The 25879-nt window shown below is 62.3% G+C and carries 21 protein-coding genes; 3 read left to right on the top strand and 18 right to left on the bottom strand.

What is annotated here, in order from left to right:
- Positions 1-595: 595 nt before the first annotated feature.
- The 17 genes from tyrS to infC form a co-directional block, all read right to left on the bottom strand.
- Positions 596-1879, bottom strand: coding sequence for a tyrosine--tRNA ligase (gene tyrS, locus GBB18_RS07965; RefSeq protein WP_151550169.1), 1284 nt, complete (start codon positions 1877-1879; stop codon positions 596-598).
- Positions 1880-1904: 25 nt separating this feature from the next.
- Positions 1905-2081 (bottom strand): Trm112 family protein, encoded by a 177-nt coding sequence (locus tag GBB18_RS07970; protein ID WP_151550168.1) that lies wholly within the window; start codon positions 2079-2081, stop codon positions 1905-1907.
- Between the two features lie 11 nt (positions 2082-2092).
- The gene (gene argH, locus GBB18_RS07975; protein WP_151641328.1) at positions 2093-3529 is read right to left on the bottom strand and encodes an argininosuccinate lyase; all 1437 of its coding nucleotides are present in this window, start codon (positions 3527-3529) and stop codon (positions 2093-2095) included.
- 88 nt (positions 3530-3617) lie between these two features.
- The gene (locus GBB18_RS07980) at positions 3618-4814 is read right to left on the bottom strand and encodes an argininosuccinate synthase (RefSeq protein WP_151550166.1); all 1197 of its coding nucleotides are present in this window, start codon (positions 4812-4814) and stop codon (positions 3618-3620) included.
- A gap of 149 nt (positions 4815-4963) precedes the next feature.
- On the bottom strand, positions 4964-5455 hold the full coding sequence (locus GBB18_RS07985) for an arginine repressor (protein ID WP_151550165.1): 492 nt from the start codon (positions 5453-5455) through the stop codon (positions 4964-4966).
- A complete protein-coding gene (gene argF / locus GBB18_RS07990) occupies positions 5452-6411 on the bottom strand; it encodes an ornithine carbamoyltransferase (RefSeq protein ID WP_151550164.1) in 960 nt (319 codons plus the stop codon). The genes GBB18_RS07985 and argF overlap by 4 nt, the downstream gene beginning before the upstream one ends.
- Positions 6408-7604, bottom strand: coding sequence for an acetylornithine transaminase (locus GBB18_RS07995; RefSeq protein ID WP_151641329.1), 1197 nt, complete (start codon positions 7602-7604; stop codon positions 6408-6410). Before GBB18_RS07995 ends, argF begins: the two co-directional genes overlap by 4 nt.
- A gap of 7 nt (positions 7605-7611) precedes the next feature.
- On the bottom strand, positions 7612-8553 hold the full coding sequence (gene argB / locus GBB18_RS08000) for an acetylglutamate kinase (protein ID WP_151550162.1): 942 nt from the start codon (positions 8551-8553) through the stop codon (positions 7612-7614).
- A gap of 86 nt (positions 8554-8639) precedes the next feature.
- Positions 8640-9800 carry a bifunctional glutamate N-acetyltransferase/amino-acid acetyltransferase ArgJ gene (gene argJ, locus GBB18_RS08005; protein WP_151641330.1) on the bottom strand — a complete coding sequence of 387 codons (1161 nt, stop codon included), beginning with the start codon at positions 9798-9800 and terminating at the stop codon, positions 8640-8642.
- A gap of 85 nt (positions 9801-9885) precedes the next feature.
- Complete coding sequence (gene argC, locus GBB18_RS08010) at positions 9886-10929, bottom strand: N-acetyl-gamma-glutamyl-phosphate reductase (protein ID WP_151641331.1); 1044 nt, start codon at positions 10927-10929, stop codon at positions 9886-9888.
- A gap of 202 nt (positions 10930-11131) precedes the next feature.
- On the bottom strand, positions 11132-13645 hold the full coding sequence (gene pheT, locus GBB18_RS08015; protein ID WP_151641332.1) for a phenylalanine--tRNA ligase subunit beta: 2514 nt from the start codon (positions 13643-13645) through the stop codon (positions 11132-11134).
- Between the two features lie 79 nt (positions 13646-13724).
- Positions 13725-14801: a phenylalanine--tRNA ligase subunit alpha gene (gene pheS, locus GBB18_RS08020; RefSeq protein ID WP_192795980.1), complete on the bottom strand. Its 1077-nt coding sequence runs from the start codon at positions 14799-14801 to the stop codon at positions 13725-13727.
- Between the two features lie 154 nt (positions 14802-14955).
- Positions 14956-15768 (bottom strand): RNA methyltransferase, encoded by an 813-nt coding sequence (locus GBB18_RS08025; protein ID WP_151550157.1) that lies wholly within the window; start codon positions 15766-15768, stop codon positions 14956-14958.
- 40 nt (positions 15769-15808) lie between these two features.
- A complete protein-coding gene (locus GBB18_RS08030; protein WP_151641334.1) occupies positions 15809-16249 on the bottom strand; it encodes a TM2 domain-containing protein in 441 nt (146 codons plus the stop codon).
- A gap of 455 nt (positions 16250-16704) precedes the next feature.
- Positions 16705-17091 carry a 50S ribosomal protein L20 gene (gene rplT / locus GBB18_RS08035; protein WP_151530259.1) on the bottom strand — a complete coding sequence of 129 codons (387 nt, stop codon included), beginning with the start codon at positions 17089-17091 and terminating at the stop codon, positions 16705-16707.
- Between the two features lie 67 nt (positions 17092-17158).
- Positions 17159-17353 carry a 50S ribosomal protein L35 gene (rpmI, locus tag GBB18_RS08040; RefSeq protein ID WP_018019889.1) on the bottom strand — a complete coding sequence of 65 codons (195 nt, stop codon included), beginning with the start codon at positions 17351-17353 and terminating at the stop codon, positions 17159-17161.
- 41 nt (positions 17354-17394) lie between these two features.
- Entirely contained in the window at positions 17395-17916 is a 522-nt protein-coding gene (infC, locus tag GBB18_RS08045) for a translation initiation factor IF-3 (RefSeq protein ID WP_151530260.1), read from the bottom strand.
- A gap of 1039 nt (positions 17917-18955) precedes the next feature.
- Between infC and GBB18_RS08050 the strand changes: the two genes are divergently transcribed.
- Positions 18956-20899 (top strand): hypothetical protein, encoded by a 1944-nt coding sequence (locus GBB18_RS08050; RefSeq protein ID WP_192795981.1) that lies wholly within the window; start codon positions 18956-18958, stop codon positions 20897-20899.
- A 33-nt stretch (positions 20900-20932) separates the two neighbouring features.
- On the opposite strand, the gene uvrA is transcribed toward GBB18_RS08050, so the two are convergent.
- Positions 20933-23791: an excinuclease ABC subunit UvrA gene (gene uvrA / locus GBB18_RS08055; protein ID WP_151641336.1), complete on the bottom strand. Its 2859-nt coding sequence runs from the start codon at positions 23789-23791 to the stop codon at positions 20933-20935.
- Positions 23792-23982: 191 nt separating this feature from the next.
- On the opposite strand from uvrA, the gene GBB18_RS08060 reads away from it, so the two are divergent.
- Together GBB18_RS08060 and GBB18_RS08065 are read left to right on the top strand one after the other, a co-directional pair.
- Positions 23983-24585, top strand: coding sequence for an MBL fold metallo-hydrolase (locus GBB18_RS08060; protein WP_151550153.1), 603 nt, complete (start codon positions 23983-23985; stop codon positions 24583-24585).
- A gap of 172 nt (positions 24586-24757) precedes the next feature.
- Positions 24758-25582 carry a DoxX family protein gene (locus GBB18_RS08065; RefSeq protein WP_151550152.1) on the top strand — a complete coding sequence of 275 codons (825 nt, stop codon included), beginning with the start codon at positions 24758-24760 and terminating at the stop codon, positions 25580-25582.
- Positions 25583-25879: the final 297 nt, after the last annotated feature.

The raw sequence follows: 25879 nt of genomic DNA on the forward strand, positions 1-25879 counted from the left end.
ACATGCGACCAAACAAACCCCAATCACAAGGGCACCTGATCCACACACAACCAAACACGCACACCACAACAAAAGCAGCACACATCAACAAAACAAAGCTGGCACACTATCGAGTTCTCAAACAACATCCGCACACCATCAAACACCACACAAGCAGTGCCATCAAGCAGCGTGTCGAAAGCTTAATACACAAGCACCGTAACAGTCAAACCAACAACCGAACAACACTCGGTAAAACCTTCACCACCAACAAAACAACCAACACAACCGCGCCGGCCGCCTCGCTGACTCCGAAAACACTACACACAACCCCCACCCAACACCAAAACCCCAGCACAACACGCACAAACAGGAACCAGTACAGCTTCGTCGTGCACGCCTATAGCCGCCCCTCTGGGGGCGGTCGGTGCTCAGTACTCACGGCCAGAGACCACGTACCCCACCACTACCCCTGCCTCCTACATTGGGGCATGGAGGTGAGGTGCTCAGTGGTACCGATAGCGGCGACAGCGCACCTCTTCCCTACATACGCAAAAAACGAGGACCGCGCGGGGTGTTCCCACGTGGTCCTCGCCTTGTAGCGCTACAGATGCGGCTATGTCAGCAGGCGTACGCCCGCGAAGTTCTTCTTGCCGCGGCGCAGTACCAACCAGCTGCCGTGCAGCAGGTCCTCGGCGCTGGGCTCCCACTCCGCGTCGGAGACCCGCTCATTATTGGCATAGGCGCCGCCTTCCTTAATGGTGCGTCGAGCAGCACCCTTTGACTCAGCCAAGCCGGAGGCCACAAGCAGATCGACGATGGTGTGCGGCTCATCAGCCGCGATATCCACGACCTCACCATTGGAGGTTTCGGTGACCGCAGCAGCTAGGGTCTTCTCGTCGAGATCGGTGAGTTCACCGCGGCCGAACAGGGCCTGCGCAGCAAGTTCCACGGCCTTGCGGGCTTCCACGCCATGCACCAAGTCAGTCATTTCTTGGGCGAGACGCTTTTGGGCCTCACGCTTGTAGGCGCGCTCGGCTACTTCCTGCTCGTACTCGGCGATTTCTTCCTTACTGAGGAAGGTGAACCAGCGCATGTAGTCGATGACCACGGAATCGCCGGCATTGATGAAGTACTGGTACCAGGCATAGGCGCTGGTGAGCTTCGCGTCCAGCCAGAGCTTGCCGCCGCCGGTGGATTTGCCGAACTTCTGGCCATCGGCGTCGGTAACCAGAGGCACGGTGAGTCCGTGCACCTTCTTCTGATCGAGGCGGCGGTTGAGATCCACACCGGAGACGATATTGCCCCACTGATCGGAGCCGCCGATCTGCAGCACACAATCGTAAGTGCGCTGCAAATGCACGAAGTCGTTGGCTTGCAAGAGCATGTAGGAAAACTCGGTGTAGGACATGCCATCGCTGTCCAGGCGACGCTTCACGGTGTCGCGATCGAGCATGGTGTTAAGCGAGAAGTTCTTTCCCAAATCGCGCAGGAATGCGATCACGCTCATCTGGCCGGTCCAATCGGCATTGTTGAGCATCAAGGCGGTGCCGTTGGCACCATCGCCGAAATCCACGAAGCGCTCCAGCTGGGCCTTAATGGATTCCACGTTCTCCGCGATGGTCTCCTCGGAGAGCATGGACCGCTCCCCCACGTCGCGCGGGTCGCCGATCATGCCGGTGGCGCCGCCGGCGATAGCGATCGGGCGGTGGCCGAACTGCTGGAAGCGCTTGAGCATGATGAGCGGAACGAGGTGTCCGGCATGCAGCGAGGAGCCTGTGGGATCAAAACCGCAATAAAGCGTGATCGGGTTCTCGCAGGCCTCGCGCAAGGCATCGAGGTCGGTGGACTGGTTAATCAGGCCGCGCCAGTGCAGCTCATCAATGATGTTGTCAGACATGAAGTCCTCAGGGCTAGAAGATGGATTATTGTTCGGGGAAGTCGCGTGCCTCGTCGGCGAGCAACACAGGGATGTCATCGTCGATGCGATAGGCGATGTGCAAGCGAGGGTTCACCAGCACATCCGCGTCGGCGTCATAGCTCAGCGGTCCCTTGTCTTGGGGGCAGGCAAGCACCTCGAGCAAATCGGGATCAATACTCATGGCATATCATCCTATCGCCCGATGACGGGTGTGGTGGCCCATTGCCGATACTCGGCCGCGAGCGTGTCGACGCGCTCGCGTTGCTCATCGACGCGCACCCCGGCAGTACCGCCGCGGGTGGTGCGGGAGGCGACGGCGCCATCGATGGTGAGGACCTCGCGCACCTTCGGGGTCAGCCGCTTATCCACACTGGCCAGCTCCTCGTCGCTGAGATCAACGAGGTCCACTCCTCGGGACTCGGCGAGGCGCACGCAAGCACCGGAGGCCTCGTGGGCTTCCCGGAAGGGCACGCCCTCGCGCACCATCCACTCCGCGAGATCGGTAGCAAGGGTGAAACCGGCGGGGGCGAGCTCGCGCATGCGCTGCTCGTTGAAGGTGAGAGTGCCCACCAGCCCAGTCATGGCGGGCAGCAACAACTGCAGCTGCTGCACGGAGTCCACGATGGGTTCCTTATCTTCCTGCAGGTCGCGGTTATAGGCCAAGGGCATGGCTTTGAGGGTGGCGAGCAGACCAGAGAGATTACCGATCAAGCGGCCGGACTTACCGCGCACCAGCTCGGCGACGTCCGGGTTTTTCTTCTGCGGCATGATCGAACTGCCGGTCGACCACGCATCGGCCAGGGTGACATAGTTGAACTCCGGTGTGGACCACGCAATGATCTCCTCCGCGAAGCGGGACATATCCACCGCGATCTGGGCCAGCACGAAGGCCGTTTCCGAGGCGAAATCGCGGGAGGCGGTGGCATCCAATGAGTTATCGGCGGCGGAATCAAAGCCGAGCTCTTCGGCGATGGCCTCGGGGTCCAAGTGCAGCGAGGAGCCGGCGAGAGCACCGGAGCCATAGGGCGAGACGGCGAGGCGCTTATCTAGGTCCTGCAGGCGCTGGACGTCGCGCAGCAGCGGGTGGGCGTGCGCGAGCAACTGGTGTGCGAGTAGCACCGGCTGCGCAGCCTGGAAGTGGGTTTTGCCCGGCATGATTGCGCGGGGGTGCGTGGCCGCTTGGCGCGAGATGGCGTCGACAAGCTCGAGCACGCCGAGGCTGATCTCACGGATAGCATCGCGGACCCACATGCGAAAGAGCGTGGCCACCTGATCGTTGCGGGAACGGCCGGCGCGCAGCCGCCCGCCCACCTGCGGACCGACGCGATCGATGAGGCCGCGCTCCATGGCGCCATGTACGTCCTCGTCGCTGGGGTCCGGGGTGAAGCTGCCATCGGCCACGTCGGCGCCGAGCTGTTCGAGGCCGGCGAGCATGGTTGTATAGTCCTCATCGCTGAGCAGACCCGCCTTGTGCAGCACCCGCGCGTGGGCCTGCGAGGCGAGCACGTCATAGGGGGCGAGGACCCAGTCGAAGTGGGTGGACACGCTCAGCGCAAACATCGCCTCGGAGGGCCCGCCGGAAAAGCGCCCGCCCCACAGCGCACCCTGGTTGGTTCCGTGCTTATCCATGTGAGTTCCTTTAATTGGTTGGTGGTACACAGCCGAGACGCCGACCCGAGGCCGCACAGGCTTCGAATCGGCGCACAGACTCTCTAGTTTAGGCCTCGCGGTCGCGCTTGCAGGCGATCTGGGAGGACAGGCCGTGGAGGTGGACGAAGCCCTTGGCCATGGACTGGTCGAAGGTGTCGCCGGTGTCGTAGGTGGCCAGGTTGAAGTCATAGAGCGAGCTCTCGGAGCGACGACCATTGACCACGATGCTGCCGGCGTGAAGCACGAGGCGGATATCGCCGGTGATGTTCTGCTGGGTGGAGTCGATGAAGGCATCGAGGGAGCGCTTCAGCGGGGCGAACCACAGGCCGTCATAGACTTCCTCGGACCAGCGGGCGTCCACGCCACGCTTGTAGCGGGCGAGCTCGCGCTCCAAGCAGACGTCCTCGAGGGCCTCATGTGCCTTGATGAGGATCATAGCCGCGGGTGCCTCGTAGACCTCGCGGGACTTGATGCCCACCAGGCGGTCCTCCACCATGTCCAGCCGGCCCACGCCCTGGGCACCGCCGCGACGGTTGAGCTCCTCGATGGCCTCGAGCACGCTTACCTTGCGGCCATCGATGGCCACGGGCACGCCGTTCTCGAAGGAGATGATGACCTCGTCGGGGGCGTTACCGAGGGTGGGCTCTTCGGTGTAGGCGTAGAGATCCTTTGTCGGCGGGTTCCACAGATCCTCGAGGAAGCCCGTCTCCACGGCACGACCCCATGCATTCTGGTCGATGGAGAAGGGAGACTTCTTGGACTGCTCGATCGGCAGGTTGATCTCCTCTGCGAAAGCAATGGCCTTATCTCGGGTCCATGCGTAGTCACGGGCCGGGGCGATCACCTTCAGGTCTGGGTTGAGGTCGGCGAAGCCCACCTCGAAACGCACCTGGTCGTTGCCCTTACCGGTGCAGCCGTGGGCGACGTGGGTGCCGCCGTGCTCCTCAGCAGCCTGCACTAGGTGCTGCACGATCAGCGGCCGAGAGATAGCAGACACCAGCGGGTACTGCTTCATGTACATGCCATTGGCCTTGATGGTGGGCAGGCAGTAGTTCTCGGCGAACTCGTCCTTGGCGTCGATCACGATGGATTCCACGGCGCCGCAGTCCAGGGCGCGCTGCCGCACGGACTCCATATCCTCGCCGCCCTGACCCAAGTCGATCGATACGGCGATCACTTCCCCACCGGTCATCTTGGCCAGGTACGGAATAGCAACAGAGGTATCGAGGCCGCCGGAATAGGCAAGCACAACGCGGTTAGTCATAATCAGTCATTCTCCTTGGTGGTAGTCACCAACAATGGTGTGTTTTCAGTGTAAGTATGTAGTTCTCGCTGCTGCGGAACATTCACAGTGTAGTCTGCTACTCCTCGATGATGAGGGTGCACGCGCGCACTCTCATCATCGCGGGAGGCTTAGCTGTTCTCGCGGCTGGTTTTGCGGAAGCGTTCGGCCAATTCCGCCCCGGTGAGTGGCTCCCTCGCCAGAACGAAAACCGTGTCATCGCCGGCGATCGTGCCCACTACCTCGTGCATTCCCACGCGGTCGATGAAACTCGCCAGGTATTGGGCGGCCCCGGGCGGGGTGCGCAGCACGGTGATATTGGCGCTGTGATCGACAGAGACGAGCAATTCTTCCAGCATCCGACGCAGTTTCTCTCGTGGCCCTCGCAGCTCATTGCTGGCGGCGGGTTCTTGGTATCCCACGGCATAGAAGGCACGGCCACCATCGGGGCGCACCTTCTTCGCTCCCAGCTCATCGAGGTCGCGGGACAAGGTGGCTTGGGTGATATCGATGCCCTCGTCGAGCAAAAGCTCGGAGAGTTGCACCTGGCTGGAGACACGGCTGTCGTTGAGGATCTCGAGGATCCGCGCCTGCCGGGCGGTTCTGGATACGGGCTGGCTCACGCGCTACCGCCTTCCTGGTGTTCCATCAGCCACACCATCAGTGCCTTTTGGGCGTGAAGTCGATTTTCCGCCTCATCAAAGACCACCGACTGCGGGCCATCAATCACCTCGGCAGTGACCTCACTGCCGCGATAGGCCGGCAAACAGTGCAGGAAGATGGCATCATCCTTGGCCTGCGCCATCACCTCGGCATTGACCTGATAGGGCTGGAAGGGGGTGGTGCGGTCGATACCGTCTTCCTCCATGCCCATCGATACCCAGGTATCGGTGATCACCACGTCGGCACCGGCGACATCGGCCACATCGGCGCTGACGGCGACGGTGGCTCCCGTGCGCTGGCCGATAGCACGTCCACGCTCGACGAAACGCTGCTCCGGCTGGAAACCCTCGGGGGCAATGATGGTGATGTCCATGCCCGCAGTGGCGCACCCGAGAATGTAGGAATTAGCCATGTTATTCGCGCCATCGCCGAGATACACCGCCTTTGTGCCGTGGAGACCCTCCGGCCCCGCTTCTGGGCAGAGATGCTCCACGCAGGTGAGCAGGTCGGCGAGGATCTGACAGGGATGCAGATCATCGCTTAAGGCGTTGATGATCGGCACCGTGGCCGTGGTCGCCATCTGCTCGAGGTTCTCGTGAGCATAGGTGCGCCAGGCGATGAGCGAGACGAAACGCGATAGCACCGCGCCGGTGTCTTCGAAGGTCTCTCCCTTGCCCATCTGGCTGCTGCCGGTGTTCACCACAATGGGGCTGCCCTGGAGCTCGGCGATGCCGGCGTGGAAGGAAAAACGGGTGCGCGTCGAGGTCTTGTCCAGCAGCAGCGCTACGGTCTGCGGCCCAGCGAAGGTGCTTTTCGCATAGCGATCCTTCTTGAGCTCTAGGGCCAGTTGCAGCACCTCCGCCTGTTCGGCGGGGCTGAGGTCATCATCGGCGAGGAAATGTCGCACTGTGGTCATTGCTGTTCTACCTCTTTACACGTCTCGGCGAGACGAACGATCGCGGTGTCAATATCGGATTCGGTGATGACCAGCGGCGGGGTCAGACGCAGCACGTCATCGCCGCAGGCGTTGAGGATCAGGCCGTGGCGATAGCCGGCCTCTACTACCTTCTTCGCTAGCGGCTTGTGCAGCACCAGCCCCAGCATGAGGCCACGACCCCGCACGTGATCCACCAGCTCTAGCTTGTCGACGCCGTCCGCGAGGCGCTGTCCCTTCTGACGCACGCTCGCGAGGAAGGCGGGATCAGCAACAGTGTCCACCACGACGCGGCCAGCGGCGCAGACGATGGGATTACCGCCGAAGGTCGTGCCATGGGAGCCGGGACCAAAGAGTTCAGCGGCACGCCCAGTGGCCATGCATGCCCCGAGCGGCAGCCCGCCGCCCAGGCCCTTGGCCATGGTGATCACATCGGGAATTACTCCCGCTTCGTGCTCGAAGGCCCAGAAGTCGCCGGTGCGGCCAATGCCGGTCTGTACCTCGTCGACGATCATGAGGATCCCGTAGCGATCGCATAGCTCGCGCACGGCCCGCAGGAATCCCTTAGGTGCGGGCACCACGCCGGTTTCGCCCTGGATGGGTTCGAGCATGATGGCCGCCACGTCCTCAGGCGCGCGAGCGACCATCTCGTTCAGCGCGTCGATATCGCCATAGGGGTAGTACTCCACTCCCGCCGGCAAAGGCTCAAACGCGGCGCGTTTATCGGGCTGGCCGGTCAGCGCCAGCGAGCCCATGGTGCGGCCATGAAAACCATGCACTGCGGTGAGCACACGCGACCGCTTGGTCAAGCGAGCAAGCTTGAATGCGGCCTCATTGGCTTCTCCTCCGGAATTGCAGAAGAACACCCGGGCGCTCTCGCCGGCCACCGCATCGAGACGGGATAGCTGGGCCTTGAGCTGCTGTGCCAAGTCCACGGTGGGGGCCGAAGCAAAGAGGTTCGAGACATGCCCGAGGGTCTGGGTTTGCTGCGAGACGGCGTCGACAAGCGCTGGATGTGCATGCCCCAGCGCATTGACGGCAATGCCGGCGAGCATATCGATGTAGGTGTTGCCAGCGGCGTCGCGCACGTGGGCGCCCTCACCGGAGGTCAGTTCCACCGCGGGCGTGCCGTAGGTGTTCATGAGCGCGCTGGACCATGATTCGAGAGCAGTCATGACTGGTTTAGGCGTCCTTTCTGAAAATAGTGGACTCGGGATAGTCCTCGCTGTCATAGGAATCCGGCAGCACCATGGTGCCAATACCGCCCTCTGTGAGCAGCTCCAGCAGCACGGAGTGGGCGATGCGGCCATCCACCACGTGGGCGGCATTGATGCCCTGATCCACCGCCCGCAGGCAGGATTCCATCTTCGGGATCATGCCCTCGTGCAGCTGCGGCAGAATCTTAGACAATTCCGAGGAGGTGATCTTCGATACCAGCGAGGACTTATCGGGCCAGTCGGTATAGAGACCCTCGACATTGGTGAGGATGAGCAGACGCTCCGCGCCAATAGCGCTGGCCAGGGCGCCGGCGGCGGTATCCGCATTGATGTTGTAGACCTCGCCGTCGAGACCCGGGGCGATGGTAGAGACCACGGGGATACGGCCGGCATCGATAATGTCCATCAAGGCTTCAGGATTGACATCGACGATGTCTCCCACGAGTCCGATATCGAGATGCTCGCCACCGACATCGACATAGCGCTTGGTGGCGGTGAACAACCCGGCATCCTCGCCGGAGGTTCCCACCGCATAGGGGCCATGGGAGTTAATCAATCCCACGAGATCGCGGCCGACCTGGCCAAAGAGCACCATGCGGACGATCTCCATCACCTCATCGGTGGTGACACGGAAACCGCCCTTGAACTCCCCCTCTAGACCCACGCGGCTGAGCATCTTCGAAATCTGCGGACCACCGCCGTGCACCACGACTGGCTTGGCGCCCACGGTGCGCAAAAAGACCATGTCTGCGGCGAAGGCAGCCTTGAGCTCCTCGTCCACCATGGCATTGCCGCCGTACTTGACCACCACGATCTTGTCGCGGAAGTGCTGCAGCCATGGCAGCGCCTCAGCAAGCACATTGGCCCGGACTTCGTTGTCCAGATTCCTCGTTAGGTCGTTCGTCATCTCTTCTTCTCTCGCAGCGATACCGCCGTGCGGCGGGGGTCGCTAGATTATGTGCTCGGATGGAACACGCTGCACGTAGTGGGCGGCTAGCTGGAATAGGCGCTATTGATTTCGACATAAGCATGGGAAAGATCGGTGGTACGCACCATGGCGTAGCCCTCACCGTCCATGCCCAGATCCACGCGGACATCGATATCGGCGCCGGACAAATCCACCTCGCGGGCATCCGGGGTGCCGCCGGTATCAATGCACACGGGGTGATCGTTGAAGTACACGGAGATGTGCTCCGGATCCATGTCCGCATCGGCCATGCCGACCGCGGCGAGCACGCGACCCCAGTTGGGATCAGAGCCAAACATCGCGCACTTGAAGAGGTTATCGCGGCCCAAGGTACGGGCGGCGTTGAGCGCCTGAGCATCCGAGGTGGCGCCGGTGACCTCGATCTTGACCCGCTTGGTCACGCCCTCGGCATCGGCCTGCATGGCATCGGCCAGATCAGCGCATACCGCGAGCACCGCAGCATCCAGCTCCTCCTGGGTTGGCTCGATGCCCGATGCCCCCGAGGCCAAGAGGAATACGGTGTCATTCGTAGAGGTGGAGCCGTCAATATCGAGGGTGTCGAAGGTGACGGCGGTGGCCTTGTGGATCGCCTCATCGGCCATGGCGGCGGTGATCTTCGCATCCGTGGTCAGGCACGCCAGCATGGTGGCCAGCGAGGGCGCGATCATGCCCACGCCCTTGCCCATACCGGCCATGCACCAGCCTTCGCCACTAAAGAAGCTCTGCTTATCGGTGGTGTCCGTGGTCAGAATGGCCTGGGCCGCGGCGGCGCCATGATCACCGAGATCACTCACCAGGGCGCGCACGCCAGCGCGGGCTTTGTCCATGGGCAAAGGCTCACCGATCAGCCCGGTAGAACACGCCGCCACGTCCGTGGGACTGCACTCCAGAGCTGCGGCGACCTGCGCGGTGAGCTCCGCCGCGTCCTTGTCGCCCTGGACACCATTGCAGGCATTGGCGTTACCGGAGTTATACAGCACCGCGGTGAGCTGGCCATCAGCCACGGCCGTGCGCGATAGCTTCACCGGAGAGGCCACAATGCGATTGCGGGTAAAAGCGCCGGCGGCCACGAATTCCGGGCCTTGATTAACCACGAGTGCCATATCGGACTTGCCCGAGGGCTTAATGCCTGCAGTAGTTGCTGCAGCCACAAAACCGGCGGGAGTGGTGATGCTCTGAGTGCTCATGGGCGAAAATCCTTGACGTTATGTGAGGGAATAAGAACAACAGTGGAAGGGCGAACGATGGGCGGAGGAGATAATCCCCGCCCCCTTAGGGGGCCACACCCACCAAGGGTAGGCCCAGCGTTTCCTCCCAGCCGAGAGCCAGGTTCATGCACTGGACCGCGGCACCGGCGGTGCCCTTGGTGAGGTTATCGATGGCGGAGGTCACCAGTAGTCGGCCGGAGAGTTCATCCAGCTCCACCTGCACCTGACAGCTATTCGCCCCCACCACGTTCTGGGTCTGGGGCTGCTGGCCGGCGGGCAGCAGCTGCACGAAGGGCTCCTCGGCGTAGAACTGCTCATAGGCGGCGCGGGCGGAGGCCGCACTCACCCCAAGACGAGCCGGGGCGGTTGCGGTGGTGAGGATGCCGCGCGGCAGCGGGGCCAGCACCGGGGTGAAGCTGAGCGTGATCTCGCTGTCGGTGAACTCCGAGAGATTCTGAATCATCTCGGGGGTGTGGCGGTGCTTACCGGCGGTGTTATAGGCCTTGAGTGAACCCATAGTTTCCGATCCCAGTAGCGGCACCGACGCCTTCTTGCCTGCCCCGGAGACACCCGTGATGGAGGTGATCGCAATATCGGGCTCGATCAGCCCTGCCGCTACCGCGGGCATCAGCGCCAAGGTGGCACCGGTGGGAAAGCAGCCCGGCACTGCAATACGGGTGGCACCGCGCAGCTGCTCGCGATGGCCAGGCATCTCAGGAATGCCATAGGGCCAGCTGCCTGCGTGCTCTGATGCGTAGTAGCGCGTCCACGCCTCTGAGTCGCGGAGGCGGAAATCGGCCGCGCAGTCGATCACGATGGCCTCTTCCCCGACCTGGCGGGCGATCTCTGCGGAAAAACCATGCGGCAATCCGAGAAAGACCACATCATGGCCGGCCAGGTTCTCGGCGGTGGTCTCCTCGATAACGCGCTCGTGCAGTGGCAGCAGCTGGGGCATCAGATCTGCCACGCTCTGCCCGGCCGAGGAGTTCGCCGTGAGGGCGCCAATGCGCAGCTCTCCGCTGAGATAGGCGGGATGAGCGAGCAGCAGGCGCAGGATCTCAGATCCGGCATAACCTGTGGCTCCAGCAACGGCAACAGAAATAGTCATAGAAGCCAAGTATAGCTTTTATGCAGACTTTTGCAAACTATGCATTGCGGCGGCGTGGCGGGTGGAGGCCGGTGGTCGCGCCGGCGGAGGGTGGCGGCGGGGTGTACTACACACCACAGCGGAGAACCCCTCGTGGGGTCCTCCGCTGCTACGCATCAGAGCGTATCGAGGTATGCAGGGCTTTAGCCCCGCTGACGCGCTTCTAGGCGCGGATGGTTGCGTCGAGCTTTTCCTTGGCTAGGTCCACGGCTGCCATGCGTGCGGCGTTGCACTCCTCGTCGGTGAGGGTGCGATCCGCGGCGCGGAAACGCAGCGCGAAAGCGAGGGACTTCTTGTTCTCGCCGAGGGTCGCGGAGCGGTAGATATCGAAGAGTTCGACATGCTCGAGCAGCTCTCCCGCACCCTGGGCTACCACGGTGCGCACGGTCTCTGCGGGGATATCCTCGTCCACCACGAGTGCCACATCCTGCAGTAGCGCCGGGTAGGCAGAGAGGACGGGCGCGGGGAAGTTCTCCTCCAGCGGCAGGGCGGTGACATCCAGCTCCATGGCGCAGGTACGCGGTGGCAGCCCGGTGTCCTTGCACACCTGCGGGTGCAGCTCGCCGGCATAGCCGACCACGGTATTGTCCACACGCAGCTCCGCACAGCGGCCGGGGTGCCACGGCAGCTGTTCGGCATTCGCCAATTCCAGCTCCACGCCCGCCGCGGCGGCGACGATGCGCGCGGATTCGATGGCATCCGCATAGGTGTAGGCACGGCCGGCACCCCACGGGCCCTCGGCCACCTTGTTGCCACAGGCCACCGTGGCCACGTGCAGTGGCTGGTAGGGCAAGGAGGTGAGCAGCTGCTCGATTTCTTCTGCGCTGGGTCGCTGGGCCGTAGAGGGCATGGGAGAGCTGTCGGCACGGTGGAAGGAAACCTGCTCTTGGCCGAACAACGCCACGCTGGCGTGACCCCGAGCAACGTTGCGCTTCACGGCGTCGAGCATCGCTGGTAGCAAGGTAGTGCCCAGCACGGAGTGATCCGATTCGAGCGGGTTTTGCACGTGCACGACATTGCGGCGCTCATCCTCGGAGTCCAATCCCCACTGATCCAGAATCGAGGTCTCCATGAAGGGGGTGGGTAGAACCTCCGCGTAGCCGGAGTAGGCCAAGGCATGGCCGATGGCGCGGCGGCGGCGCTGCGCGGGGGTCAAACCCGTACCGGCAGGAGCGGTAGGCACGATCGAGGGAATCGATTCCAGGCCCTCAAGGCGCAGAATCTCCTCCACCAGGTCCACGTCCATGGTGATATCGGGGCGCCAACTCGGCGGGGTGACGGCCAGGGTGGTGTTTTGTCGCGCCACCTGGCAGCCCACCTCCTCCAAACGGGCCACCACCACGGATTCTTCGTAGTGCACACCGGCATAGCGGGAGGGGAAGTCCACATCCATCATCACGGTCACGGGCTCGTGCTCGGCGACCTCCACGAGGGTGCGCTCTTGAGCGACCTCTCCCCCACCCAGACGGGCGAGCACGCTGGCGGCGACATCGAGGGCCACCTCCACTAGGTGCGGATCGACGCCGCGCTCGAAGCGTCGAGAAGCCTCAGAGCTCAGCTTGTGTCGGCGGGAGGTGCGCGCCACCGTGATCTGATCCCAAATGGCGGCTTCGAGATAGATATCCGTCGATTTCTCGTTCACCTCGGAGGAGCTTCCCCCCATCACGCCGGCTAGGGACTGCACGCCGTTGTCATCACAAATGACCACATCCTCGGGGTGCAGCTCGCGCTCCACATGATCAAGCGTGGTCAGCGTCTCGCCCTCGGTGGCGCGCCGGACCACGAGGTTGCCGCTAATCAGCGAGGCATCGAATGCGTGCATCGGGGTACCGAGCAGCAGCATCACATAGTTCGTCACATCGGTGGCGAGGTTTACTGGGCGCTGACCGCACAGCATCAGCTCGCGCTGCATCCAGAAAGGCGTAGGTACGGCAGGGTCAATGCCCGTGACCGCACGCAGCCCGAAGCGCCGTGCCTTGGTGTCCGCTCGCACATCCACATCGAGCAGCGTTCCGGCGACCTCGGGAACAGCGACCTCAATATCGGCCACCGCGGGAGTGTACGCGGGATCTACAAAGGGCTTGTTCAGGCTCGAGGCGATCTCCCGCGACAGGCCACGGGCAGAAAGCGCATAGCCGCGATCCGGGGTGATATTCACTTCGAAGACGGTGTCATCTAAGCCGAGGACCGGGCGGGCGTCCGCACCCGGCTCTGCCACGCCCTCCGGCAGGGTGATGATGCCCGGGTTCTGCTTATCGGTCAGCCCCAGCTCCATAGCGGAGCAGATCATGCCGGCCGAGGTGTGGTCATAGGTACTGCGCGCGGAGATCTCGAAACCACCGGGTAACACGGTACCCGGGAGGGAGACCACTACATAGGAGCCCTCGGAGAAGTTCCGGGCACCGCAGACAATCTCTTGGAGCTCGCCGGTGCCGTTGGCCTCGCCAACATTGACATGGCAGAAGCGGATGGGCTTTTTAAAACCGGTGAGTTCTTCGATGCTGTCCACCCGCCCAATTACGAGCGGGCCGGTGATCTCCGGCAGCGGCGCATAGCCCTCGGTTTCGAAGCCGACCCGCACAAAGGCGGCGTCGAGCTGCTCGGAGTCGATGCTGAAATCGGGCTGCTCGGCATAGGCGCGGAGGAGTCGGGTGATCCAGTTCTGAGAAATGAACATTGTGTCTTAGCTCTTTTTCCTTCTTAACTCTGCTGCGTACATCACGGTGCGGCACAGCGCTGCGCCGCTCACGTGACTTCTATGCCTGCACTCCGAAGGGCAAGGTGAAGCGCACATCGCCCTCGACCATATCGCGCATATCGGAGAGTCCATTGCGGAATTGCAGGGTGCGCTCCAGCCCCATGCCGAAGGCGAATCCGGTGTATTCCTTCGGATCAATACCGGCGGCGATCAACACATTCGGGTTCACCATGCCGCACCCGCCCCACTCGATCCAGCCGGCGCCGCCTTTCTTATTCGGGAACCACACGTCCACCTCTGCCGAAGGCTCGGTGAAGGGGAAGTAATTGGTGCGCATACGAGTGCGGGTCTCAGGGCCGAAGAGGGTCTTAGCCAAATGATCGAGCGTGCCGCGCAGGTGCGCCATGGTCAAGCCCTTATCCACAGCCAACCCCTCCACTTGGTGGAATACCGGGGTGTGGGTGGCGTCGAGCTCATCGGTGCGGAACACGCGTCCTGGGCAGGCGATATACAGCGGCAGATTACGCGACAAGAGGGTGCGCACCTGCACCGGCGAGGTATGGGTACGCAGCACCTGGCGGGAGCCTTCGGGAGCAATATGGAAGGTGTCCTGCAGGGTGCGCGCGGGGTGATCCGGCAGGAAGTTCAAGGCATCAAAGTTGAAGTACTCGGCCTCCACCTCGGGGCCCTCGGCGATTTCCCAGCCCATGCCGATGAAAATATCGGCGATATTCTCGCTCAGCGTGGTGATCGGGTGCAGCGCTCCCTTTTGGCTGCGGGTGGTGGGTACCGTGACATCGACGCGCTCGGATTCCAGCACCTCGCGGTTGTGCTTCTCCTCCAACACGGCATGAGTCTGCGCATAGTGCTTTTCGACGCGGCCTCGCGCCATATTCACCAGTCGCCCCAGCTCTTTGCGCTGCTCCTTAGGCACCTGGCCGAGGCTGCGGCGGGCCTGGGGAATGGGGGCTTGATCACCTAGGTGTGCCTTGCGGGCCGCCTGCAGCTCCTCCAGCGAGGAGGCGGTATCAAAAGCGTCGATGGCCTCGGTGGCGGCCTTGTTTAAGCTCTCTTCGGTCAGTTGAATCTCAGACACCGTCTCTTCGTCCGAACCTTTCTGCGCGGCAGTACACATTCTGTGGGCATTAGTAGTGGGTAGCAGTTTACTGCTCTGCCTACTGCCTGCACATCACAGGGGGTGGAACAGCGCCCGCTGTATCGACTCATGTGCCCGCGCCTAGGTTCGCGCCCTCACCGGCGCAGGACGCCGGATCGGGAGCATGAGCTCGCTAGGAGTTCAGTGCCTTTGAGGATTCATACATGCAGATCGCTGCGGCGGTGGCGAGGTTCAAGGACTCTGCACGGCCCCGTAGCGGGATGCGGATACGCACATCGGCCTGCTCGATCAGCTTCTCGTGCAAGCCATGCGCCTCATTTCCGAAGAGCCACGCGGTGGGCTGTGCGAGAACCTCCTGGGCATCGTCTAGGCTGGTCTCCCCTTCGGCGGTGGTGGCCACGATCTGCAGCCCCTTCTCCCGCACGGCGTCGAGGACCTTCGGGATATTGGGTTCGCGGGTGACCGGCACGTTAAACAGCGAGCCGGCCGAGGAGCGCACCACCTTTGGATTAAGCGGGTCCACGGTGTCCCCAGCGAAGAGCACATGGTCGGCACCGGTGGCGTCGGCGACACGGATCAGCGTTCCCGCATTACCCGGCTCAGAGGTGTCCACGGGAATACTCACCAGTGTAGGCGTGGGCGCGTCGGAGAAGGCGTCGACGCGGGTGACGATCGGGGTGCAGACAGCAATGATCCCCGTGCCCGAGACGGTGTCTGCCAGCTTTTTGGCAGCACGGTCGGTCACGGGGTGGACGTATACGCCCGAGGATGCGGCGGTGTTGACGAGGCCGGCGTGTCGGGCGTTCGCGGATTCCGTCACGAAAATATCGGTGGCTACGCCGCGGCGCACTGCCGCTTCCACCGCGTTTTCGCCTTCCGCGAGGAATCGCTGGGCCTTTTTGCGCCCAGCTGGGCGGAGCAGTTTGGCGGCGGCCACCACTCGCGGGGTGCGTTCGGTAAAGGCATCGCTGAAGTCTAGGTGCATGGCCCTAGGCTAGCAGTACCGACGCGGTTGCTCACTGGCGCTAGCTCAGCGGCACTCCGTTAGCATCGCGGTCATAGCCGCCCATGCCGGCCAGAATCATGATGAACTCGACGAAAGCCCAGATTCCCACGGCGATAAGGACGAATGCGCCGATGATGAACAGCAGACCCAGGTAGCCGAAGATGGTGCACACCAGCTGGGCTGCGCCGCGCCCATTCCGGCCGAGGTAGAAGTTGTGCACGCCGAAGGTTCCGAGGAAGAACGCGAGCACAGCGGCGAGCACCTTCGACTTTTGCTGCACCGGTGCCATGTTCTGGGGATAGTTCCCAGCCATGCCGTACTGCTGTGCCGGCACCTGCTGGCCATAACCCTGAGGGGTCTGGCCGTAGCCTTGGGGATTCTGCGCGTGGTTCGGAAAATCATAAACGGGACGGTTCTTCTCCACGGGCAAACCGTCCTTGTCGTACTCGATTTCAGCCATGGCCTTCGTTAAGCCACCTTTCTCTCACCTTTAGTTCTGTTCACCGGCACCTAGCTCGAGGTGCCCACTGGATGGTGCGCACCGGCTCGGTCCGTGCCGATGATTTGTTCAATCTAACCATGTCGCCTCGGCCTTCGCAGCCATGACCACGAAAGTGAGGGTAATCTGGGCGACCCGCGTCGATAAGCACTGCCAACACTCGAGCCGGTAGCGCCGGATACTATGGCTATATGCGCTGTTATCCTGCGCAATCAACGCGTGTCTCACTCTATACAACGCCCTAGACACCTGCCGGCGTGGCATCGCACGCGCGTTCGACGCCTCGTGTGACAACAGTGACCCTGGCGCAGGGTCACGCCCACGACAAACAAAACCACCCGGCACCAGAGATGGCGCGGGGTGGATAGTGCCGCGGTCGCTGCCCTTCTACAGGGCAGCACCTGCTGCTTGAGCGATTAGGCAGCGTTCTTCGGGGCGTTGACATCCTCCGGAAGAGCGGCCTTGGCTGCATCGCAGATAGCGGAGAATGCAGCGAAGTCGTTCACGGCGAGCTCAGCAAGAATCTTGCGGTCAACCTCAATGTTGGCCAGGCGCAGGCCCTGGATCAGGCGGTTGTAGGTGATGTCGTTCAGGCGCGCGGCCGCGTTGATACGGGTGATCCACAGGCGACGGAACTCACGCTTCTTGGTGCGACGATCGCGGTAAGCGTAGGTCATGGAGTGCAGCCACTGTTCCTTGGCCTTACGGTAGAGGCGGGAACGCTGGCCGCGGTAGCCCTTAGCGGAATTCAGAATCTTGCGACGCTTCTTCTTAGCGTTTACTGAGCGCTTGACACGTGCCACAGTGATACTTCCTTAACTGATCAATTAAAAGTGTTGGTGAATGAAGGGGTGCGGGTGGGTGAGGCTCTTAAGCCTTGCCCAGCATGCGCTTGACGCGCTTGACGTCCGACTTGGCAACGTCGGTGGTGCCCTTCAGACGGCGGGTACGAGTGGAAGGCTTACCCTCCAACAGGTGGCGGCGGCCGGCCTGCTCGCGACGGAGCTTGCCCTTGCCGGTGATCTTCACGCGCTTAGCCATACCCTTGTGGGTCTTCTGCTTCATAAGTCTTCTTCCTTAGAACCCTGTAAAAAGTTTCTGTCTAGTTACTTCTTGCCCTTGCGTACAGGGCCGAGAACCATGGTCATGTTGCGGCCGTCCTGCTTGGGACGGGCCTCGACGATTCCGATGCCGTCGACGTCTTCTGCAAGACGCTCCAGCAGACGGAAACCTAGTTCCGGTCGCGACTGTTCACGACCGCGGAACATGATCGTCACCTTGACCTTGGAACCCTTTTCCAAGAATCGAACGACGTTATTCTTTTTGGTTTCGTAGTCGTGGTCGTCGATCTTCGGACGGAACTTCTGCTCCTTGACCACCGTCTGCTGCTGGTTACGGCGGGACTCACGGGCCTTCTGGGCCAGTTCGTACTTGTACTTGCCGTAATCCATGATCTTGCACACCGGCGGCTTGGCCTTAGGTGCAACCTCAACGAGGTCGAGGTCTGCGTCGTAGGCAAGCTTACGAGCGTCCTCAATACGGACGATTCCTACTTGTTCACCACCGGGGCCAACAAGTCGGACCTCCGGTACTCGGATTCGCTCATTAATGCGAGCTTCAGCGCTGATGGGGACTCCTCAGATCGACGAAAATAACGTGACTCTTGTTCTTTCGCGCCCCGCCGTCACCGGCGCGGCGCGTAACTGACCGCTTAATCGATATCTCGCGCAATGATCCCCGAACCTTTCCGCGCCCACGGTGTGGCAACACACGCGGAGCGGAAACAAGAAAACTCCCGTTCTCCTCGGCAGTAGTCTGCGAGAAGAGCGGGAGATCCACTCAACACACCTCATTGGCGAACACACAGTGTCCGCCCGCTGTGGCGTGATGCAAACCCTGATCCTCGCATATGCGGGCCTCGGGTGGGAGGGATCTCCACTTTGATTAATCCACAACAGCCGTAATACACGACTGTAAGCGGTAGTGGTCCACACCTTAACAGCTCACTGCGCCGAGGACAAATCCACTCCGCGCAGCACTACGCCGGCACACCCTTGCGGCGGGAAGACACCCACCCAGATACCCCGCTCGGGGAGCACCCGTAGAGCAGTCTAGCTGGACTTCTTGCGCATGTAGTACACCCTTCATTGTCTTGCCGAGCGACGGTTTCACGGCTGGCTTAATCTAGGTTTTATGGCCGAAAATTCTTATCCTTCTCCTCGTCCTCAGCAGCCGCCCCACGGACAGCCACCTCAGGAGCAACCCCCTAGTAAGCCGCCGTCGCAGGCGCAGACATCGGATTCTGAACGAGAACAGCTCTACCTCGCCTTAGACCAGTTATCTCGCGCCGCTCACTCCATGCAGCAGGCGGTTACGGTTATTCGTTCCTCGCTTGACTCCGGTGCGAAGCCACGCCCGCATTTTCCTCGCGGTGGCCAGCACCCTGCGGGTGCGCCGCAGCACAGGAATCAGCCGAGCCCGCAGGCACAGACCGCGCCTAGTCCGCAGTCTTATGGCTATGGCTATCCGCAGCCTGGCGGACAGCCGCCCTATCCCCCGCCACCACCGGGATATAGCTCCCCCGTATTGGCGGGCTATCCGGCGCCGGGCCAGGACCCGCGCCCGCCTGTCGGCGCACCCGTAGCGTCACCCCAGCAGGGTGCGCCCGTGGGTCCACCCCCAGGCCACACGCCTTATAGCAGCGGCCAGCCGGAGCACAGTGCACGAGGACAATGGTGGCGCGATGAAGTATCAACGCTGCGCGTCATCGCCGCCGGCGGCGGTATACTCACCCTGTTCGGCGTCGGCTTTTTGGTCAATATTGCGATCTCGAATGGCTGGTTTGGCCCCGGGGCACGGGTGGCGACGGCCTATCTGCTGGCCGCAGTGATGCTCTTTATCGCTGTGCGCCATTACCGCAGCGCCAGCACCGCCACTGGGGCGATCACGGCGCTGGTGGCGACCTCCGCTGGCACCGCCTGTGTCACTACCCTGGCGCTCTACTCGCCTTTGGGCTGGATGCCCGACTACCTCGCGGCAGCTCTGATCCTCGTGCTCAGCGCAGCATATGTGTGGTTGAGCCACTGGATGCGCGCCGAGCTCGCCGTGGTTCTTTTGTCCACGGTCTCCGCTCTGTGCCTTATCTTGCTCGCCTCCGAGGGAGTCTCCTCCGGCGACAGTATCTTTGTGCCCGTCCTCCTGCTTGCCGCCATGGTCTACGGCGTCGCATGGCTGCGCGGGTGGTCGAAGGTGCGCGTCGCCAGCGCGCTGATAGGCATGCTCGGCATCTACACAGACCTCAACGCCGTGGTGCTGTTGATGGACGAGCGCGGGTTCGGACCCGGTGTTCTCCTGCTCTACACAGCGGCCGCCTACGCGTGGCTATGCCTCGCCGGTATTCACGCCGCCCGCCACCTCGCACATACCGCAACCCAGCAGGGAGAACGCGCGGACGCCGCAGCCACCGAGCATCTTCGCCGCTCTGTACTCACGCATCTGCTCGTGGTGCTCCTCGTGGGCCTTACTGTTGCGGGCAACTCCCCCGCCCTCTATCCCCTCCTGCTCATTCTCCCCGTGGCCATCGTGAGCGGCTACGCGGCATACACAGCCCACGGCCTCGGCAGCATAACGACGAGCAACGCGGATCTCGGCGGCGGATGGGGGCTGCTGGCTCCGCTGAATCCCGCCCCGCTGCAGCATGCTCAGGCTCATCGCAGTAGCTACTCGCTCAACGAAGCCGCGCTGCTATTCGCCCACGGCTACTATGCCCTATTCCAGCTCCTGCTGCCGCTGGCAGCGGTAGTGGCCTGGTTCGCCGCTGATTTCTCCGCCGCTAGTGCTGAATTGTTTGGTCTGGTCTTTCTCGCCGTGGCCATGATGGTGGTGTGGGCGGCAGTTCGCGTCGCCACGCTAGTGCCGATGTCTGCTTCTGGCAGGGCGCAGCTGTGGGTGGGGTGGCTCATCGCCATTCAGCTGATCATGCTGTCTCAGACACTGACCGTGATGACCCTCCTGGGCACTGCTTATACTCGCCTCGGCGAGCAGCCACCGCTGTTCGTCGTGCTCACCACGCTCGGGGTGCTGGGCGCCTTCCACGTGCCCTCACTTCTGCGGGGGCTATCGACACGGTCTTATGTGCTGGGCGGGCTGCTGACGCTTTCTCTATCGCTCACGCTCATTGTTCTCGCCGTCACCCGCGCCACCGCGACGCTTGCCCCCAGCATGATCTCTGCCGCATTCTTCACCTCGCATGCCGTGGCATCGGTGTGCTGGATGGTGGCAGCGGCACTCATCATCCTGGGCAAGACCCCCATCGCCCGCGACTATGAGTTTCCCGTCGGGCTATTGCTGGCCCTTGCCGCCACGGTCAAGGTGGTGTTCTTTGATCTCACCACCCTCGACTCTGTGGCACGCACGATCACCTTCCTCGGCTGCGGCCTCGTTCTCCTCGTGGTGGCGATCATTCGCTCCCGCACGATCAGCCCCTCTGCGACTGATACGACGGGCGTGGCCGCTGCGCCGCACCAGGCCCAGGACCCTGCCGAAGCGCATCCAGCGATGGCCGCAGCGGATACCCGCCCCCAGCATCCCGATCCAGGTGCGGGACATTAGCGGCATTCCAGCTATGGCGGCGCTGGCTGTGGCTTAGACCGTGGCCAGCAAGGGCTGGAGGAACTGGCCGGTATAGGAGCCGGAGACCTGGGCGACATCCTCGGGTGTGCCTTCGGCTACTACCTGGCCGCCGCCGTCGCCGCCTTCGGGGCCCATGTCGATAATCCAGTCGGCAGCCTTGATCACATCAAGGTTGTGCTCGATGATCACCACCGAGTTGCCCTTATCCACTAGGCCTTGGATCACCAGCATGAGCTTGCGGATGTCCTCGAAGTGCAGGCCCGTGGTGGGCTCATCGAGGATATAGATGGTGCGACCATTGGAGCGTTTCTGCAGCTCTGCGGCGAGTTTCACGCGCTGCGCCTCGCCGCCCGAGAGCGTGGTGGCCGACTGGCCCAGCCGTACATACCCCAAGCCCACCTCGGTGAGCGTGTTGAGATAGCGGTGGATCGAGGTGATCGGCTGGAAAAACTCCGCCGCCTCCGCGATGGGCATGTCCAAGACCTCGGCGATGTTCTTGCCCTTGTAGCGCACCTCGAGGGTTTCGCGATTATAGCGGGCCCCGTGGCACACCTCGCAGGGTACGTAGACATCCGGCAGGAAGTTCATCTCGATCTTCAAGGTGCCATCGCCCTTGCAGGCCTCGCAGCGGCCGCCCTTGACGTTGAAGGAGAAGCGTCCCGCCTTATAACCGCGCACCTTGGACTCGGTGGTCTCGGCGAAGAGAGTACGAATCTTGTCGAATACACCGGTGTAGGTCGCTGGGTTCGAACGTGGGGTGCGACCAATCGGAGACTGATCCACCTGCACCAGCTTATCGAGATGCTCGATGCCTTCCACGCGCTTGGCTCGCCCTGGCACGAGCCGAGCGCGGTTGAGCTCATTGCTCAATACCTTGGACACGATCTGGTTAATCAGCGTGGATTTACCCGATCCGGAGACACCAGTGACACAGGTAAGCACCCCGAGCGGGATGGTCACATCCACATTCTTCAGGTTATTTTCTCGCGCACCTACCACCTTGAGACAGCGTTCTGGGTCAGTCGGGCGGCGGTGTGCTGGCACGCCCAACACCTTCGCCCCGGAGAGATAATCGCCGGTCAGAGAATCGGCGGCGTTGAGTATTCCCTCCGGTTCTCCTTGATAGACGATCTCGCCGCCGTATTCACCGGCGCGGGGTCCGATATCCACCAGCCAGTCAGCCGCCTTGATCGTGTCTTCGTCATGCTCGACCACGATGAGGGTGTTGCCGAGATCGCGCAGCCGCTCCAAGGTGGCGATCAGGCGCTGGTTATCGCGCTGGTGCAGCCCAATGGAGGGCTCGTCCAGCACGTAAAGCACCCCCGCCAAGCCCGATCCGATCTGGGTAGCCAGGCGAATGCGCTGCGCCTCTCCGCCGGAGAGTGTGCCGGCAGCGCGGTCGAGGGTGAGATAGTTCAGCCCTACATCCAGTAGGAAGCGCAGGCGTGCTTGTACCTCCCGCAGCACTGCACCTGCGATCATTTCCTCGCGTTTATTCAGGGTGAGATTGTCGAGGAAGGCGCGGGCATCCTCGACCGATAGCGCCGATACCCCAGCAATGGATTGCTCGCCGTGGCCCTCCGAGGCGAGACGCACGGAGAGGATTTCGGGCTTGAGCCGCGAGCCCTGGCACGCTGGGCAGGGCACCTCGCGCATATAGCCGCGGAAGCGTTCCTTCTGGTGCTCGGAATCGGTTTGCTCAATCTTGCGCTCCACGAACGCGATCGCGCCCTCGAAGGGTGCGGTCCAGTCGCGGCGGCGACCGTATCGGTTCTTATAGCGCACCCGTACCTCGGTGCTGGAGCCGTGCACGAGTGCCTTTTGCTGCTTCTTCGTCAACGAGGAATAGGGGGCGTGCGCATCGAAGTCCATTGCCTCTGCCAGCGCCTCGACGAGCTTGACAAAGTATTTCTTATTCGGCGAGGAGTGCCACGGGGCTATCGCATCCACCACCTTGGCATCGGCATCCGGGATAAGCAGCTCCGGATCCACGACTAGGCGGGAACCGAGACCATCGCAGCGCTCGCAGGCGCCATAGGGAGAGTTAAAGGAAAAGGCGCGCGGTTCCATCTCATCGAGATGAAAATCGTGGCCGTTGGGGCAGGCCATCTTTTCGGAGAAACGGCGGACTCGGTGCGGGTCGGCGTCGTCAAGCCCCACAAAATCAAGGACCACGACCCCATCGGCCAAGTTCAACGCTGTCTCGATGGAGTCGGTGAGGCGCTGCTTCTGCGATTCCTTGACCTGCAAGCGATCAACCACCACATCAATATCGTGCTTGATCTGCTTCTCCAGTTTGGGCGGCGAGGATAGTTGGTGCATCTCGCCATCGACCATCACGCGGGCATAACCCTGGGCGGCGAGATCCGCGAAGAGATCCACAAACTCGCCCTTGCGGGTGCGCACCACCGGCGCCAACACCTGGAACTTGGTGCCCTGCTCCATCTCCAGCACCTGATCCACGATCTGCTGCGGCGTTTGGCGGTCGATCACCGCATCGCATTCCGGGCAGTGCGGCGTTCCCGCGCGCGCATAGAGCAGGCGGAGATAGTCGAAGACCTCAGTAATCGTGCCCACCGTGGAGCGCGGGTTGCGGTTGGTGGACTTCTGATCGATCGACACGGCCGGCGAGAGTCCCTCGATCATCTCCACATCGGGCTTGTCCATCTGCCCCAAGAACATGCGCGCATAGGACGAGAGCGACTCCACGTAGCGACGCTGCCCCTCGGCGAAGATGGTGTCGAAGGCAAGCGAAGACTTGCCCGAACCAGACAAACCCGTGAACACCACGAGCTTGTCGCGCGGGATATCAATATCTACCCCTTTGAGGTTGTGCTCGCGGGCTCCGCGGACAATGAGGCGTTCAGCCACAGGCTTTCCACTACCTTTCCTAGTGCACGACATCGGTGTTGATGCTGGGCATCGTCTCACTTCAACGCCGCTGATGCGCAATTCATTCCCGTGGACGAAATGCGGTCTGTGCTCCACCGCCCCCACGGCATAGTCGAGTGTTCCCCACCGCGTCCGACCACCGTCTCTGTGTCTCATCTAGTGTAGTACGCATGAGTGCCGAACTAATTTTGGATTCCCTCTCTGTATCCGAGATGGATAACAACTGCTACCTTGTGGTCGCTGGCGATGAGGCGATGCTTATCGACGCCGCCTCGAACCCAGACGCCCTCATGGAGCTCGCCGCCAAGCACAAGGCCACGATCACCACGGTGGTCACCACCCACCGCCACGGCGATCACGTGGGTGCACTCGCGGAGATCCTGCAGCGCACCGGCGCCCGCCACGTCTCCTCGAGTCTGGATGCGCCCGCGCTGCCGTGCGATGTGGACGAGGAGCTGGACCACGGCGATACCCTCAGCTTCGCCGGCCACGAGATTCCCGTGTTCGTCCTTCGCGGCCACACCCCAGGCGGTCTCTGCTTGGAATTGACCATCGACGGCGATACCCACCTCATCGTTGGTGACAGCCTCTTCCCCGGCGGCGTGGGAAAGACCAACTCCAAAGAAGATTTCGCCCGCCTGATCACCGATGTCAAGGAACGCGTCTTTGATGTCTACCCGCCCGAGGCGCACGTTCACCCCGGCCACGGCGATTCCACCACGGTGGGGGCCGAAGCACCGCATCTCGAAGAGTGGTGCGAGCGCGGCTGGTAGGCCGCGTAGCGCTTATCGACGCAGCGTGCCAGATATTCCTACATCTACCTGAGAACACTGCGCGCCTCGGCCTCATGTCCTTTTCGTCTAGGATGGTGTGAGGTAAAACTTCAGTTCGAGTCCGACACGGGCTGCGAGCTACCAGAAAACATATAAGGAGCTGGAAGAACGAATGATCCGTAAGATCGCTCGCCCCATGGTGGCCACCGTCTACATCGCTGACGGTGTGGACACCATCACTAATACCGAGAAGCACGTCGAGGGCACCAAGACTATCCTCGACCGACTGCGCTCGGTGCTGCCGAATGACTACAGCCGCAAGCTGCCGGAGGACCCGGAGACCGTGGCAAAGGCCATTGGCGTGACCAAGACCACCGCCGGCACCCTGCTGGCCTTGGGCAAGGCACCGCGCCTGGCAGCCGGCACCCTCGCAGTGCTGTCTATTCCCACCATTCTCGCTCGCCACGCTTTCTGGGAGACCCAGAACGAGGACGAGAAGGCCGCTCGCCGCAGTGGTTTTATGACGGACGTTGCTCTGCTGGGCGGGCTGTTCATCGCCTCCGCCGACACCGCCGGCAAGCCCGGACTGAAGTGGCGCGCTAACCGTGCTGCTAAGGATGCCAACAAGACCATCCAGTCCGCTCTTCCGGGCAAGTCTGACACGGAGAAGTTCAAGGAGAATGTGGCCGAGCAGGCCTCCGCCGTCAACTCCGCCACGAAGGACTTCCTGTCCACCACCTCCGAGAAGGTCTCCGGCTACGCCGACGAGGCTAAGTCTTATGTGGACGACAACAAGGACGATTGGTTGGATCTGGCCAAGTCCAACACCAAGACCGCTAGGAAGAAGCTGGTCAAGGTTGCCGACCAGGCCCAGAAGCGCGCCGAGAAGGCCCGCAAGGATGCCTCCAAGAACGCTCCGAAGCTGCAGAAGCGCGCCGACAAGGCCCTGCGCAAGGCACAGAAGAGCTTGGACAAGAAGGTCAAGGATTTCGCCTAAGCTACCTCGGCACTGAGCTTCAGTGCCAGCACATCCACCAACGCCCCAGTTGTGTCCCCGTGCGGGGCCCGCTGGGGCGTTGTGCATACCGGGGCGAGGCGGGCTAGGGTGCGGCGCAGCGGGGTAGAAGGTGGGAACAAACGTGGCCGCTCTGCTGTTGGCTCTACTACGATGCTCTAGTTCATGCTGCCCGCCACTGGCGCCGCTGGCGTCGCCCCGCGGTGCCGACGTGGGCGAGTATGATCATCATTTCTCGTATCCTGCATTCGATGTGTGTGACGTGATCAGAAAGGATCT

This window comes from Corynebacterium sp. 11A, assembly GCF_008930935.1.
Classification (GTDB): Bacteria; Actinomycetota; Actinomycetes; order Mycobacteriales; family Mycobacteriaceae; genus Corynebacterium; species Corynebacterium megadyptis.

Excerpts from the sequence above, each read along its gene's own strand:
- pheT (WP_151641332.1), bottom strand. The coding sequence starts at position 13,645 with ATGTTCATTTCTCAGAACTGGATCACCCGACTCCTCCGCGCCTATGCC.
- argF (WP_151550164.1), bottom strand. The coding sequence starts at position 6,411 with ATGACCACAGTGCGACATTTCCTCGCCGATGATGACCTCAGCCCCGCC.
- GBB18_RS07970 (WP_151550168.1), bottom strand. The coding sequence starts at position 2,081 with ATGAGTATTGATCCCGATTTGCTCGAGGTGCTTGCCTGCCCCCAAGAC.
- GBB18_RS07995 (WP_151641329.1), bottom strand. The coding sequence starts at position 7,604 with ATGACTGCTCTCGAATCATGGTCCAGCGCGCTCATGAACACCTACGGC.
- argC (WP_151641331.1), bottom strand. The coding sequence starts at position 10,929 with ATGACTATTTCTGTTGCCGTTGCTGGAGCCACAGGTTATGCCGGATCT.
- GBB18_RS07980 (WP_151550166.1), bottom strand. The coding sequence starts at position 4,814 with ATGACTAACCGCGTTGTGCTTGCCTATTCCGGCGGCCTCGATACCTCT.
- GBB18_RS08065 (WP_151550152.1), top strand. The coding sequence starts at position 24,758 with ATGATCCGTAAGATCGCTCGCCCCATGGTGGCCACCGTCTACATCGCT.
- rpmI (WP_018019889.1), bottom strand. The coding sequence starts at position 17,353 with ATGAAGCAGAAGACCCACAAGGGTATGGCTAAGCGCGTGAAGATCACC.
- tyrS (WP_151550169.1), bottom strand. The coding sequence starts at position 1,879 with ATGTCTGACAACATCATTGATGAGCTGCACTGGCGCGGCCTGATTAAC.
- argB (WP_151550162.1), bottom strand. The coding sequence starts at position 8,553 with ATGACGAACGACCTAACGAGGAATCTGGACAACGAAGTCCGGGCCAAT.
- GBB18_RS08030 (WP_151641334.1), bottom strand. The coding sequence starts at position 16,249 with ATGGCTGAAATCGAGTACGACAAGGACGGTTTGCCCGTGGAGAAGAAC.
- argJ (WP_151641330.1), bottom strand. The coding sequence starts at position 9,800 with ATGAGCACTCAGAGCATCACCACTCCCGCCGGTTTTGTGGCTGCAGCA.
- GBB18_RS08025 (WP_151550157.1), bottom strand. The coding sequence starts at position 15,768 with ATGCACCTAGACTTCAGCGATGCCTTTACCGAACGCACCCCGCGAGTG.
- pheS (WP_192795980.1), bottom strand. The coding sequence starts at position 14,801 with ATGTGTACTGCCGCGCAGAAAGGTTCGGACGAAGAGACGGTGTCTGAG.
- GBB18_RS08060 (WP_151550153.1), top strand. The coding sequence starts at position 23,983 with ATGAGTGCCGAACTAATTTTGGATTCCCTCTCTGTATCCGAGATGGAT.
- argH (WP_151641328.1), bottom strand. The coding sequence starts at position 3,529 with ATGGATAAGCACGGAACCAACCAGGGTGCGCTGTGGGGCGGGCGCTTT.